Below are 12,665 nucleotides of genomic sequence, written 5' to 3'. Positions count from 1 at the left end.
TTCAGTGCTGACAAATTTGATTAGATGCTTCATCTAATGCAGCTTTCAGTTTTTCCGAGAAGAGTTTGACCTCTTCATGATTTAGCGGTTTTCCATCTTTTTTGGTGACAAAGAAAATATCTTCTGCACGTTCACCTAAAGTTGCGATTCGAGCTGAATGGATGTCTAAACCTTGCATCATAAATAAACCACCTACACGTGCAAGTAGGCCCGGATGGTCAAGTGTTGAAATTTCGACCATGTTCTGCTGTAAAGCTTCATTTAATGTGACGTCGACTGTATTTTCAATATCAAAGTGACGCAATTGACGCGGGATACGGCGTTGCATGAGTCCCGGATATTGATCCGGTTGGCTAAGTGCCTTCACTAATGCAGTTTTAACGGTTTCTTCACGTTCAGGATCAGTCAGCAATGTACCAAAACGATCAAGTACAACATAAGTATCTAAGCTAAATGCAGTAATTGCTGTGATAATTTTTGCATCTTGAACGTCTAAATTCATGCGATCTAACACTGCAACTGTAGTCGCAAACAGGTTTGGCTGATCACGTGTATAAATAAAGATTTGAACGGCATCTTGGGCAGCTTTACGATGAGCACGTAAAAGTACTAATGGTTCAGGATTATCACCATGTTTTAAAATTGCTTGTGTATGCCATGCGATTTCATCGGCAGATTCTTTAATGAAGTATTCATCACCAAGTTCTTGCCATACCTTTTCGACATCTGCCAATGCGAAGTTATTTACCAGTAATTCACTTGCTGCAAATTTGGTATCTTCAATCAGCATTTGGTAATCAACAGGGCGGCCTAAGCCAGTACGGATTACGTCACGAGCATGCGTATAAAGTTGACGCATGAGGGATGCGCGCCATGTGTTCCAAAGTTTTGGATTTGTCGCATTAATATCCGCCACCGTTAAAGTGTACAGATAATCGAGATGTTCCATATCGCCAAGTTTTTCTGCAAAATCTTTCACAACATCAGGATCAGAAATATCTTTTTTCTGCGCTGTCAAAGACATGAGTAAATGGTTTTGAATAAGCCATGCGATTAATTTACATTCACGCTCTGTAAATCCGTGTGCACGGCCAAACTCAATCGCATCTTCGGCACCAAGTTCACTATGGTCACCACCACGACCTTTGGCGATGTCATGGAATAATGCCGCTATAAAGACGATATCTTGGCGAGCAAGACGCTGAAAAACTGAACTGACCACAGGGAACTCTTTGGCGAATTCAGGTTCTCTAAATCGGTTTAAGTTACGTAGTAATAATAATGTGTGGGCATCGACTGTATAGATATGGAACAGGTCATATTGCATAAGCCCCATAATTTGCCCAAAAGCAGGAATATAGTTTCCTAAAACACCATAACGCTTCATCGCAACCAATGTATCGTATAGGCGATACGGTGAGCGAATAATTGACATAAACAGCGCTTGGTTTTCTGGATTATTACGGTAACTTTGGTTAATTCTTTTCGCTGCAAGAATCAGTAAACGCAAAGTACGAGCACGAATACCCTCGATATCTGGTCGATTCGCTAAAATATAGAACAACTCTAAAATAGCGCTTGGATGTTCTGCGAATATTTTATGATGTTGTACGGCAAGTTTGTTATCGACAATTTTAAAATGATCATTAATCACTTCAATTTTGCGTTCGTAGTTTGGTAGTCGAGGTGTGATGACCGACTCACTAAAATACGCGAGTAACATTTCATTGAGTGTCGAAACCTGTTGCGCAGTACGGTAGTAGCGCTTCATGAACTGCTCAACACCATAATTGACAGGTTGGCCTTCTTGACGCACATATCCAAACTTTGCGGCAATTTCCCTTTGGTGGTCAAAGAGTAGACGGTTTTCATCACGTTTGGCTAAACGATGCAAATGGTGACGAATTTCCCAAAGGAAACTTTCAGCTTCTTCTAGAACGGCTAATTCAAATTCTGAAATGAATCCTAAATGTACTAAATCATAGATACGGTTTACGCGGAAATGACGTTTAGCAATCCAACCGATCTGATTAATATCACGAATACCACCCGGAGCATTTTTTATATCAGGCTCTAAGTTACTTTCTGTGTTGTTATGTTGATGGTAGCGCTTGGCTTGTTCTGCCATTTTCGCATCATAAAAGGTTTTATCTGTCCAAGTCTGAGAGACGATACGACGAGGCCATTTTGCAAGCTGAGTGTTACCCGTAATTAAACGGGCTTCAATGAGTGTGGTTGCAACTGTTAAATCAGTAGCGGCCTGCTCAACACAGCTTTGAATAGTTCGAACACTAATACCAGGTTTAAAGTTTCCAACATCCCATAATGACGAAATAAAGGTAGAAATTCGCTTTTCGTTTTCTTCAGTAATTTCATGTTCTGACAAAATCATGATATCGACGTCGGAATAGGGCAACATTTCACGGCGTCCATAACCACCTACAGCGAAAAGGCCTAGACCTGTCTGATCCAGTTCAGCATGTTTCCATAAAAAGATCAGCGCTTCATCAACTAAATCTGAACGTGCTTTAATGATTTCACGAATAGATTGCCCATTTTCATATGAATCCTGCAACTGCTTTTCTACATCCGTTCGCCATTGATTAATGGCTTTAATATCATGATGACTTGAGACGTAGTTCAACAGTGGCGATGTATTGATCATGAAAATGGGTCTACCAATAAATAAAAATTAAGAGTTTGTTTGAACGATTACTTGATCAGCAGTTTCTTTCGCTAAAGTACGGGCAAGATCAGTATTTTCAGCACGAGCAGTTGCAACACCCATACGACGTCGTTTGAAGCCTTCTGGTTTACCAAACAAACGTAAGTCTGTGTCTGGATGAGCTAAAGCTACATTCAGATTGCTATAACTTAAATTGTTGGCGTCTACTCCAGCATAAATTACGGCACTTGCAGCAACACTGTGACGCGCTGTGTTTACAGGTAAACCTAAAATGGCACGTGCATGCAGTTCAAATTCACTTTGATACTGAGATGCTAAAGTTACAAGTCCTGTGTCGTGTGGACGAGGTGAAACTTCACTGAACCAAACTTTATCACCCTTAATAAACAGTTCTACACCAAAAATACCACAGCCACCAAGTGCTGTTGTCACTTTATTTGCAATACGTTTTGCTTCTTCAAGTGCAACAGGAGTCATGGGTTGAGGTTGCCAGCTTTCTACATAATCGCCTGCATCTTGGCGGTGGCCAATTGGGTCACAGTAGTGAGTTTCAATTTCACCAGTTTCAGGATTTTTAGCACGAACAGTAAGTAAGGTAATTTCAAAATCAAAATCAATTTGAGATTCAATAATGACAGTGCCTTGGTTAACACGGCCACCTTGCATCGCATATTCCCAAGCAGCATCGACTTCATCGAAACTTTTTACACGAGACTGACCTTTGCCAGAAGAAGACATGACTGGTTTTACAAAATTAGGATAACCAATGTCATCACAAGCAGCGCGGAAACTTTCTAAAGAGTCAGCAAAGCGATAAGCAGAAGTAGGCAAACCCAGTTCTTCAGCCGCAAGACGGCGAATACCTTCACGGTTCATGGTCAGGTTTACTGCTTTAGCAGAAGGGATGACAGTAGCGGTTTGATTTGCTTCAATTTCAAGCAAAACCTCGGTTGCAATTGCTTCAATTTCTGGAACAATTAAATTCGGTTTAACTTTTTCAATGAGTTGTTTTAATTGAGTTGGATCAGCCATGTTTAACACATAAGAAAAATGTGCAACTTGCATAGCTGGTGCGTGATCATAACGGTCGGCTGCATGTACTTCAACACCAAGGCGTTGTAAGGAAATTACAACTTCTTTACCAAGCTCTCCTGAACCTAACAATAAAACTTTAAATGCAGAAGATTGAAGTGGGGTACCGAGTGTCACGCTCATGCGAATCATCCTGACAAAATTATTTTTTTAAGCATAGCAGAACTTATGGTGGAGTTAAGCCTTATCACACATAAAAAAATGAATTTTGTCAGACAATGATGCAGATAATTTTTAAACGTTAACCTGATAGTTTAGACGCATTTCATCTGCGTTTTGACCACGGATGCCCCAATTCTCTTTAGGTGTTTCAAAAATAGTGATTTCAATATCTTGTGGGGCAATTTTGCAATACTGTTCAATATTACGAAATAAAGTTTGAATGAGTCTTTTCTTCGCTTCAGTACTTCTGCCAGCAAACATTGAAAGTTCAATAATGATGTAGTGTTGGCTTCGATCTGAAGGATAGATAAAGTTTTCCGGTTTTAGACTCATAAAGCGTTGAAATCTTTTCTCGACAGGATATTTCAACTCTTCAATAAGAGCCTGATGAATAGCATGAGAAAGCAATTCTCGATACTGCATGATGGTTTGTTCATTTGCATAAATTTTAACTTGTGACATTTTTATCTCTAATCGCTAGATGGTGTTATCTTTTAATAAATTTTAAAAAATGAGTTTTTCATGCTAGAAGTTATTATTCTTAATCACTTCTAGCTTTTATATATTATATAAGGTTGATCAGTTTATCTATTTATAAAGGTAAATAAGTGTAGATCAAACCATAAACGAGTGCAGCAGTTAAAGTCGCTGGAACAATTTTCTTAAATTTAAAATAAAGAGCTGCTAAAACTATAAAACCCATAAACATTGCGAAGCTCTTATTGGGAGTTTCAAGTAAAGGGGGCAGAGTTGCTACGACAAGCATAGCGCTAATGGCAGAGATACCAATACTCCCTAAAGCAATTTTTATCCAGACAGAGCCACGTTTTTGATGAGTACCTTGTAGTTTTTGTATAACGAAGAACGGGCCAAAACGTGAAGCAAAATTGGCAATACCGACAATAATACCGACCAATATAATTTCTAAGTTCATATTAGGCTTCAACCTCTTCATGCTGTTTCAGCACATAGTGTTTAAATAAACCAGCTAAAATGCCTGAAAAAATACCAATAAAAATAGCTGCCGATAAGTTAATCCAATAACATGCCAAGGCTGAAACGACTAAAGATACTGCAACGACTAAAGTATGTTTGCGCTCAAAGGCTGCGAGCAAAAAGCTTAAAAATAAAGCGGGTAGCAAAAAGTCTAAAGCTGCTTGTAAAAATTTTGGAAGATGGGCGACTTGATCTGCAAATAAGCCACCTAACAATGAACCAGTTGCCCAAGACATCCAGCTGAACAGACTTAAGCCTAACATCCAAGATTCAGACCACTGCTGTTTACGTTGTGAAAGTTGAATCATTCCACTGGCAAAAACTTCATCTGTAAGCCCCCAAGCCCAAACAGCCGTCTTTTTTAGATTTAATTTATTGGGAATTAAGTTATACAGTGCTGGACCATAGAGTACATGGCGAATATCTAGTGCAATGACTGTTAGCGCCGTTAACCAAATAGATGAACCACTAGCCAAAAGTGCAACCACAAGAAATTGGCTTGCACCAGCATACATTGAACAAGAAAGAAAAAATGCTTCCCAAGGACTGAAACCAAATTGAGATGCAGAAACGCCAAAGGCAAAAGAAACAGGTAAATAGGTGAGTACGATGGCTTGGCTATCTTTGGCACCTTGCCAAAAAGTTGCTTTTTGAGCAGCCATCTGTTGTTGATTCGACACGATACACCTTGGCTGTAAAACAATTATAAAAACTTGAAAGATTGAGTATTGTAGCCGAATTTAATAGCATAGTGCCGAAATGTTTAATTCGGCAGTTTGATATGTTCAAATCAAAGACTCGTTTAGTTTATATCACCATCCTGAGTGCAAGCGCATTTATATTGCAGGGTTGTGATGATGGACATAACCCTGATAAAAAAGTTGAAATTAAACCAGCGCCGAAATTAACTAATGATGCAACGGTCTATGCGAAAAAGGCATGGACATTAATTAACTCTGTTGACCCTTTAGTTTATGGAAAACAGCTTAATCAGATAAATGATAAGGTTCGCAAACCACTACGTCAGCTGAGTACGGACTGGCGTATTAACGTAAAAATGACAGATTCGGTAACTGAAGGAAAATATGCACTTTGCCGAAAAGCCTTAACTAGTCTAGATGTATGGGCACGAGAAACACTGGAAAATGAAAAAACAGTTGCTCAAAAACAAACAGACTACGAACGTGATAAACAGCAGTGTAAGGAAGCAATTGATAACCCAAATTTAGGAAATACATCTCCGAAATAATGGTAGTAATAAAAAAGCGAGATTTAAAATCTCGCTTTTTTAACACATAAATTAATATTAATTATGGTTTCTTAGCAGTGTTTGCAGTTTTTACAGCATCTTGTTTCATTTGATGAGTAGCTTGATTTGCTTCTTGTTTAGCGTTAGTCGCGCTAGTCATAGCAGCATGTTTCTTCTCATTCATATCTTTCTTAGCTTCTTTTTTAGCAGTCGTTTTGCCGCTCATAGCAACACATTTACCGCCTTTATGATGTGGTCCAGTTCCTCCTTGGAGTTGAGTTCCTTTTGGACATGCAAATGCCGAAACACTTAACATTGCCAATACGCCAGCTGTAAGAATTGTTGATAATTTTTTCATGTTAATCAGCGCCTTGTTGAGTATTATTGCTCAGTTCGAGTGTAAGATGAAAAATTCTGTTTTGGAATATTTATTTTGTGAAATAGAGTTTGAACAATGTTTTATTTTGCAGTGTTATCTAATTTTTTAATTTAATTTTAAGTTTTTATTATATAGATTTTTTAATCTATTTAACTAGTAGATTTTGCGATTAAATTTAACTTTTCTATGTCTAAAATTTCAATCTTTCTGAACGCAATTTTAATAATATTCTGCTTTTCTAATAAGTTTAACTCATGATTAACAGTCTGTCTTGAGGTAGTGAGCATATTTGCTAATTGTTCTTGAGAAATATGAATTTGTCTTTCTTGTATAAGAATGTGATTACCATAACCTTCCAAAATAAACAAAAGACGTTGAGCAAGTCTTTGAGAAATACTGCGTGTTTGTATAGCAATCTGTTCTAAAAAAACATATCTGAGTTTTTGGCTGGTTAAACGAGCAAAGTAGTACCAATAATACGGATTGTCTTTGAGTAATTGATTTAATGGTTTGGCAGGAATATGTAGAACGGTACTTTTTTTCAAGGCAATGGCATCATGTGAGCGCGGTTCATGGTCAATCAGCGATATTTCACCAAACCACATAATTGGCTCAGCAATTGCAGAAAGAGCTTCATTACCATTTACATCGACATAACCCAAACTAATTGAGCCTTCAAGCACAGTGTAAATGCCATCAAAGATATCTTGAGCGCGGAACACATAACTATTTTTTTCAAAAGTAATTTGCTTACCATGTTCTAAAATAAAATTTTGGAATGCTTCTGGAAGCACACTAAACCATGTATTTTCTTTAAGTCGATTAATATAAATAAGATCCAATATCAGTCCATCCATGAAAAAAATCATTACTTTGTCAAATAGCTGACAACTTTAAATTTTCCGTATTTGTACAGTATGACTATATGGAGATGAATAGGGAATCACTCATGATAAATCTGGAGCAACAGCTTAGCAAATATGCGGCTTATCATTTAAACCATCAAAATATTTTGACGCATTTTGTTGGCATTCCGCTTATTGTATTTTCAATTTTATGTTTAACAGCGAGAGTTGGGATCGATATAAGTAGTTTCAAACTGACTTTAGCTATGGTGTTGATTGCAGTTAGTACGATCTATTACTTCATTTTAGATAAAGTATTTGGTTTACTCATGCTGATTATTTTAGTTGCTGTGTATCCATTGGCAAGCCAAATTGCCGAGCTTTCTTTAGGACAATGGTTAGCGGCAAGTATTGGTTTCTTTGTAGTGGGTTGGGTCTTTCAGTTTGTTGGACATTATTTCGAAAACAAAAAACCTGCCTTTGTTGATGATGTGATTGGACTCGCGATAGGGCCGTTATTTGTATTGGCAGAATTTATATTTATGCTGGGTTTTAGAAAGCCTTTGCATGAGCGTATTTTACAAGAGGCACGCAGTAAACGAGAGACGATGGATTTAAGTCATTAACAATAAAAAAGCCCCAATATATTGGGGCTTTTTTAGCTTTAACTTAAACGTTAAAACGGAAGTGCATTACATCGCCGTCTTGAACAACGTAAGTTTTACCTTCTAAACGCCATTTACCAGCTTCTTTAGCGCCGTTTTCACCGTTGTATTGTACAAAGTCATCGTATGCAACAACTTCAGCACGGATAAAGCCTTTTTCGAAGTCGGTATGAATCACACCAGCTGCTTGAGGAGCGGTTGCACCAACTTTTACTGTCCAAGCACGTACTTCTTGTACACCAGCAGTGAAATAAGTTTGTAAACCTAAAAGCGCATAACCGGCACGAATAACCACGTTTAAGCCTGGTTCTTCCATGCCCATTGCTTCTAAGAATTCAGCACGATCTTCATCTTCTAATAATGAAATTTCAGCTTCGATTTGGTTGCAAAGAGGAACAACGATAGCGTTTTCTTCAGCCGCAAGTTTTTTAACTGCTTCTAAGTGTGGGTTGTTTTCAAAACCATCTTCTGCAACGTTTGCAATATACATGGTTGGTTTTAAAGTCATTAAACCAAAACCACGAACTAATTTACGCTCGTCATCAGATAAATCAGCTGCGCGAGCTGGTTTACCTTCATCAAGTAAAGGTTGGATTTTTTCTAAAACTGCTTTAGTTGCTACAGCTTCTTTGTCACCGCCTTTAGCAACTTTAGTTAAACGTAAAATTGCTTTGGCAACAGTTTCAAGATCGGCAAGCGCAAGTTCAGTATTGATGGTGGCGATGTCGTCTAATGGATCAATTTTACCATTTACGTGAATTACGTTTTCATCTTCGAAACAACGTACAACATGAGCAATCGCATCAGTTTCACGAATGTTAGCAAGGAACTGGTTACCCAAGCCTTCACCTTTTGATGCACCAGCAACAAGACCTGCAATGTCCACAAATTCCATTGTAGTTGGCAAAATACGCTGTGGTTTAACAATCGCAGCAAGTTTGTCTAAACGTGGATCTGGTACAGGAACAATACCTGTGTTTGGTTCAATGGTACAGAAAGGGAAGTTTTCCGCTGCAATCGCTGCTTTCGTTAATGCATTGAAAAGGGTAGATTTCCCTACGTTTGGCAGACCAACAATACCGCAATTAAAACCCATGAAAACCACTCACAAATGTGTAAATTAAAAATTGTCGCTGATTTTACATGAAAGCCATGACAAAGTCATGGCTAGAACGGGCTTGTATTGCTTTTAAACTTTACGTTTATCAAGTTGCTGGGCTAATGCATCACCAGTCGCTTGTACCAGCATGACTAAAATAATTAATACTAAAATGACAGCCAACATAATTTGCATATCAAAACGTTGATAGCCATAACGATATGCGATGTCTCCTAAGCCACCTGCACCAATAGCACCAGCAATCGCAGATGAGTTAATCATAGTCACAATAGTCACGGTAAAGCCTGCCACAATACCCGGTAAAGCCTCGGGTAAAAGTACATGCCAAATAATTTGTTTACGGTTACAACCCATGGCTTGTGCTGCTTCAATTAAGCCTTGATCGACTTCACGTAAGCTGACTTCTGCAATACGCGCAAAGAAAGGAATTGCAGCAATAGTCAGCGGAACAACGGCTGCCCAGACCCCATAACTTGTCCCGACAATCCAGCGAGTTAATGGAATCAGAGCGACCATTAATATAAGAAAAGGTACAGAGCGAGTAATGTTGATGACCCAACCCAAAGCTTGATTAATCTTTTGTGATGGGTGAATGCCATGCTCAGAAGTGCTGACTAAAACAACAGCAATCGGTAAGCCAATTAAAAAAGCAATAAACGCAGATGCACCTACCATGAGTAAGGTATCTACAGTTCCAGTAATTAATAAATCAATGAGCTGGTCGTGCATAGCCAAGTACCTCAAATTGTGCAATTGCAGTTGATGCATCTTGTCGTATAGATGAAAGATCAATTTCTACGTTAGGAATACCGACTAAAAGTGAACCAATAATGTGCCCTTGAATGGTATCGACCTGACTTTGATATAAATTGACGGGTGCTTTAAATCTGGCAAGTAGTTCTTGAATATCTGGAACCTGATGTGCTTCAGCTTCATATTTCAGTTTTACAATAATATGAGTTGAATCTTCATCGGGTAGAGGACTGATTTCAAAAGGCAGAGTGATCTGCTCAAGGTTCAGTAACTCTTGAGTAATTTGTTGCTCTGGTCGTGAAAATACAGACCAGACTTGCCCAGCCTCTACAATTTCACCTTGGTCAATCACCACAACTTGATCACAAATTTCTCGAATGACCTGCATTTCGTGAGTAATTAATACAATGGTGAGGCCTAGTTCCTGATTAATCTTTTTAAGTAAAGCCAAAATAGTAGCGGTACTTTCTGGGTCAAGTGCTGAGGTGGCTTCATCACACAGTAAAATTTCTGGGTGGTGAACAAGTGCACGTGCAATACCGACACGTTGCTTTTGTCCGCCTGAAAGTTGTGATGGATAATGACCAGACTTATCTGCAAGACCTACGAGTGCCAGAACTTCATTTACACGTTGATCGATATCTGCTTTGTTGTAGTTGGAAACTTTTAAGGGCAATGCCACATTTTCCCAGACTGTTTTTGCAGACATTAAATTGAAATGTTGAAAAATCATTCCAATGCGTTGGCGAGTTTGAATAAGCTCGGAATGACTCAATTCAGCAATGTTTTGTTGATGAATATGAATACTGCCTGTATTTACTTGTTCTAAGCCATTTAACGTGCGGAGTAGGGATGATTTTCCGGCACCACTTTTACCAATAATGCCTAAAATCTTACCTTGAGGAATATCAAGGTTAATCTCTTTTAAAGCATGCAGTTTTTGACCCTGCGATTGGTAAAACTTATTTAAACCACGAATTTTGATATGAGGTAGGGAAAAATCAACTTGTGATCCAAAACTCACCATTGTCATTCTCCTTATTTCCAGCCTTGAAACCACATACCTTGGCCAAAGTCTTTATCCAGAATATCTTGTGCTTGTTTTGAGTTCTGGAATGCTTTAACAAAGGTTGCAAGTTTTTGGTTTTTATCTTGGTAATCGCGACGGGTCACAAACAAAATTGCATATTTTTTATCGATTGGATCTAAAAATAATGCGCTATGTGGGTCGGTTACCTTTGCCATTTTTAAGTAGTGAGGGAAGCCGAAAATTAAATCGACATCGTTATATGCATGTGCTGTCTGCGGGCCTTCAACCTCAACAAAGCTCAGCTGCTTGGGATTAGCAATAATGTCTTGAGTGGTTGAAAGTTCATTATTAATGTCTTTAAGCTGAATTAAACCTGCACGGTGCAATAAAATTAAAGCGCGAGCTAAATTGACGGGATCGTTTGGAATAGCAATACGTGCATTTGAAGGTAAGTCTTTAAGTGATTTATATTTTTTTGAATATAAACCCACATGACTTCCTGAACCCACGGCAAATGCATGTAAGTCATAACCCGTTTCTTTTACAGCATTACGTAGAAATACGCTTTGCTGGAAAAAGTTTGCATCAATATCACCGTTTTGTACGGCAACATTTGGTGCTCGCCAGTCAGAAAATTCAACGAGTTTGACATGAATGCCTTGCTTTTCTACTTCATTGGCAATACTTTGTAATAACTCAGCATACGGTGGACTAATGCCAATCGTTAAAACATCATCGGTTTGTTTATTTTTAATATAACGGTAACCGACGAGACCCAGAACTACGATAATAATCGTAATTCCGAGTAACCAAGGCTTATGCTGTTTGAACTGAATTGCCATAATCTTTCCGTTATTACTTCCAGCCAGGGAACCAAAGTTTTGGCCCAATCTCAGCATCTAACACAGCTTTAACTTTTGGTGAGTTTTGATAGATCTCAACAAATTTCTTTAACTTATCGCCTTTATCCTGATAGTCATCACGCACTACAAACAAAATGGCATAACGTTTATTGGTATTGTCATCAAGTAAAAGAGCACTATCAGGGTCAGTTGTTTTTGCTAAGCGCAAGTAGTGTGGGTAGCCAAAAGCCAAGTCAACATCATCAATTGCACGAGCAGTTTGCGGTCCTTCAACCTCGATAAATTGCAAGTTTTTAGGGTTTGAAACAACATCTTTAAGTGCAGATAAATGGTTATTTGAATCTTTAAGCGTAATTAATTTAGCTTGCTGTAAAAGTAGTAGGGCACGGCCTTGGTTCACAGGATCATTTGGAATGACTACACGTGCGTTTTGTGGCAATTCATCAAGGCTTTTATATTTCTTTGAATAAAGTCCCACATGTGATGCTGCACCTACTGCAAATGCTTTTAATTTAAAGCCAGTTTCTTTAATTGCATTGTCTAAGAACGGTTGATGCTGGAAAAAGTTCGCATCAATATCCCCATGATTTAAGGTAATGTTTGGTGTGTTCCAGTCAGAAAACTCAACCAGTTTTACATTTAAACCTTGTTTCTTTGCTTCATCGGCAGCAGCTTGTAAAGGTTTTGCAAATGGTGGACTAATACCAATCACAAGTTCATTTGAGCCACTTTGACGATGTTTATTCCATAAGAATAAAGCAATAAAAAGCACTACAACGACTAAGCCTACGCCTAGCCATTTTTTTGAGGCTGTTTGAGCCATGT

General features: G+C 38.4%; 14 protein-coding genes. 2 read left to right on the top strand and 12 right to left on the bottom strand.

The window, feature by feature from the left end; translation table 11 throughout:
* Position 1: 1 nt before the first annotated feature.
* The 5 genes from glnD to ABFY81_RS02960 form a co-directional block, all read right to left on the bottom strand.
* A complete protein-coding gene (glnD, locus tag ABFY81_RS02980) occupies positions 2 to 2,665 on the bottom strand; it encodes a [protein-PII] uridylyltransferase (RefSeq protein WP_191011312.1) in 2,664 nt (887 codons plus the stop codon).
* A gap of 27 nt (positions 2,666 to 2,692) precedes the next feature.
* Positions 2,693 to 3,910 (bottom strand): formate-dependent phosphoribosylglycinamide formyltransferase, encoded by a 1,218-nt coding sequence (gene purT / locus ABFY81_RS02975; RefSeq protein WP_347912984.1) that lies wholly within the window; start codon positions 3,908 to 3,910, stop codon positions 2,693 to 2,695.
* A gap of 102 nt (positions 3,911 to 4,012) precedes the next feature.
* Positions 4,013 to 4,402, bottom strand: coding sequence for a tautomerase family protein (locus tag ABFY81_RS02970; protein ID WP_077168467.1), 390 nt, complete (start codon positions 4,400 to 4,402; stop codon positions 4,013 to 4,015).
* 130 nt (positions 4,403 to 4,532) lie between these two features.
* Entirely contained in the window at positions 4,533 to 4,874 is a 342-nt protein-coding gene (ygaH, locus tag ABFY81_RS02965) for an L-valine transporter subunit YgaH (protein ID WP_004702171.1), read from the bottom strand.
* A 1-nt stretch (position 4,875) separates the two neighbouring features.
* A complete protein-coding gene (locus ABFY81_RS02960) occupies positions 4,876 to 5,598 on the bottom strand; it encodes an AzlC family ABC transporter permease (protein WP_019458924.1) in 723 nt (240 codons plus the stop codon).
* Positions 5,599 to 5,717: 119 nt separating this feature from the next.
* On the opposite strand from ABFY81_RS02960, the gene ABFY81_RS02955 reads away from it, so the two are divergent.
* On the top strand, positions 5,718 to 6,185 hold the full coding sequence (locus ABFY81_RS02955) for a hypothetical protein (protein ID WP_347912983.1): 468 nt from the start codon (positions 5,718 to 5,720) through the stop codon (positions 6,183 to 6,185).
* Positions 6,186 to 6,246: 61 nt separating this feature from the next.
* On the opposite strand, the gene ABFY81_RS02950 is transcribed toward ABFY81_RS02955, so the two are convergent.
* Both ABFY81_RS02950 and ABFY81_RS02945 read right to left on the bottom strand, forming a co-directional pair.
* Complete coding sequence (locus ABFY81_RS02950; RefSeq protein ID WP_004702158.1) at positions 6,247 to 6,543, bottom strand: hypothetical protein; 297 nt, start codon at positions 6,541 to 6,543, stop codon at positions 6,247 to 6,249.
* A gap of 170 nt (positions 6,544 to 6,713) precedes the next feature.
* Positions 6,714 to 7,421: a Crp/Fnr family transcriptional regulator gene (locus ABFY81_RS02945; protein WP_019458926.1), complete on the bottom strand. Its 708-nt coding sequence runs from the start codon at positions 7,419 to 7,421 to the stop codon at positions 6,714 to 6,716.
* A 92-nt stretch (positions 7,422 to 7,513) separates the two neighbouring features.
* Here ABFY81_RS02945 and ABFY81_RS02940 point away from each other — a divergent pair, with 92 nt between their 5' ends.
* Positions 7,514 to 8,035 carry an Mpo1-like protein gene (locus ABFY81_RS02940; RefSeq protein WP_347912982.1) on the top strand — a complete coding sequence of 174 codons (522 nt, stop codon included), beginning with the start codon at positions 7,514 to 7,516 and terminating at the stop codon, positions 8,033 to 8,035.
* Positions 8,036 to 8,078: 43 nt separating this feature from the next.
* On the opposite strand, the gene ychF is transcribed toward ABFY81_RS02940, so the two are convergent.
* The 5 genes from ychF to ABFY81_RS02915 form a co-directional block, all read right to left on the bottom strand.
* Positions 8,079 to 9,170 (bottom strand): redox-regulated ATPase YchF, encoded by a 1,092-nt coding sequence (ychF, locus tag ABFY81_RS02935; protein ID WP_002050104.1) that lies wholly within the window; start codon positions 9,168 to 9,170, stop codon positions 8,079 to 8,081.
* Between the two features lie 93 nt (positions 9,171 to 9,263).
* Positions 9,264 to 9,923: a methionine ABC transporter permease gene (locus ABFY81_RS02930; protein WP_100291418.1), complete on the bottom strand. Its 660-nt coding sequence runs from the start codon at positions 9,921 to 9,923 to the stop codon at positions 9,264 to 9,266.
* Positions 9,904 to 10,980: an ATP-binding cassette domain-containing protein gene (locus tag ABFY81_RS02925; RefSeq protein ID WP_347912981.1), complete on the bottom strand. Its 1,077-nt coding sequence runs from the start codon at positions 10,978 to 10,980 to the stop codon at positions 9,904 to 9,906. The genes ABFY81_RS02930 and ABFY81_RS02925 overlap by 20 nt, the downstream gene beginning before the upstream one ends.
* A gap of 5 nt (positions 10,981 to 10,985) precedes the next feature.
* Positions 10,986 to 11,819, bottom strand: a complete 834-nt coding sequence (locus ABFY81_RS02920) for a MetQ/NlpA family ABC transporter substrate-binding protein (RefSeq protein WP_198071183.1) — start codon at positions 11,817 to 11,819, stop codon at positions 10,986 to 10,988.
* A 13-nt stretch (positions 11,820 to 11,832) separates the two neighbouring features.
* A complete protein-coding gene (locus ABFY81_RS02915) occupies positions 11,833 to 12,663 on the bottom strand; it encodes a MetQ/NlpA family ABC transporter substrate-binding protein (protein WP_347912980.1) in 831 nt (276 codons plus the stop codon).
* Between the last annotated feature and the right edge of the window lie 2 nt (positions 12,664 to 12,665).

The organism is Acinetobacter sp. WA-87, assembly GCF_039938935.1.
GTDB classification, from domain to species: domain Bacteria; phylum Pseudomonadota; class Gammaproteobacteria; order Pseudomonadales; family Moraxellaceae; genus Acinetobacter; species Acinetobacter seifertii.
The sequence above is the reverse complement of the archived record's forward strand: the minus strand, read 5'-3'. Positions and strand labels throughout refer to the sequence as shown.

What these genes read in the sequence shown, in the direction of transcription:
- glnD (WP_191011312.1), bottom strand. Translation starts at nt 2,665, where the DNA reads ATGATCAATACATCGCCACTGTTGAACTACGTCTCAAGTCATCATGAT.
- purT (WP_347912984.1), bottom strand. Translation starts at nt 3,910, where the DNA reads ATGATTCGCATGAGCGTGACACTCGGTACCCCACTTCAATCTTCTGCA.
- ABFY81_RS02970 (WP_077168467.1), bottom strand. Translation starts at nt 4,402, where the DNA reads ATGTCACAAGTTAAAATTTATGCAAATGAACAAACCATCATGCAGTAT.
- ygaH (WP_004702171.1), bottom strand. Translation starts at nt 4,874, where the DNA reads ATGAACTTAGAAATTATATTGGTCGGTATTATTGTCGGTATTGCCAAT.
- ABFY81_RS02960 (WP_019458924.1), bottom strand. Translation starts at nt 5,598, where the DNA reads ATGGCTGCTCAAAAAGCAACTTTTTGGCAAGGTGCCAAAGATAGCCAA.
- ABFY81_RS02955 (WP_347912983.1), top strand. Translation starts at nt 5,718, where the DNA reads ATGTTCAAATCAAAGACTCGTTTAGTTTATATCACCATCCTGAGTGCA.
- ABFY81_RS02950 (WP_004702158.1), bottom strand. Translation starts at nt 6,543, where the DNA reads ATGAAAAAATTATCAACAATTCTTACAGCTGGCGTATTGGCAATGTTA.
- ABFY81_RS02945 (WP_019458926.1), bottom strand. Translation starts at nt 7,421, where the DNA reads ATGGATGGACTGATATTGGATCTTATTTATATTAATCGACTTAAAGAA.
- ABFY81_RS02940 (WP_347912982.1), top strand. Translation starts at nt 7,514, where the DNA reads ATGATAAATCTGGAGCAACAGCTTAGCAAATATGCGGCTTATCATTTA.
- ychF (WP_002050104.1), bottom strand. Translation starts at nt 9,170, where the DNA reads ATGGGTTTTAATTGCGGTATTGTTGGTCTGCCAAACGTAGGGAAATCT.
- ABFY81_RS02930 (WP_100291418.1), bottom strand. Translation starts at nt 9,923, where the DNA reads ATGCACGACCAGCTCATTGATTTATTAATTACTGGAACTGTAGATACC.
- ABFY81_RS02925 (WP_347912981.1), bottom strand. Translation starts at nt 10,980, where the DNA reads ATGACAATGGTGAGTTTTGGATCACAAGTTGATTTTTCCCTACCTCAT.
- ABFY81_RS02920 (WP_198071183.1), bottom strand. Translation starts at nt 11,819, where the DNA reads ATGGCAATTCAGTTCAAACAGCATAAGCCTTGGTTACTCGGAATTACG.
- ABFY81_RS02915 (WP_347912980.1), bottom strand. Translation starts at nt 12,663, where the DNA reads ATGGCTCAAACAGCCTCAAAAAAATGGCTAGGCGTAGGCTTAGTCGTT.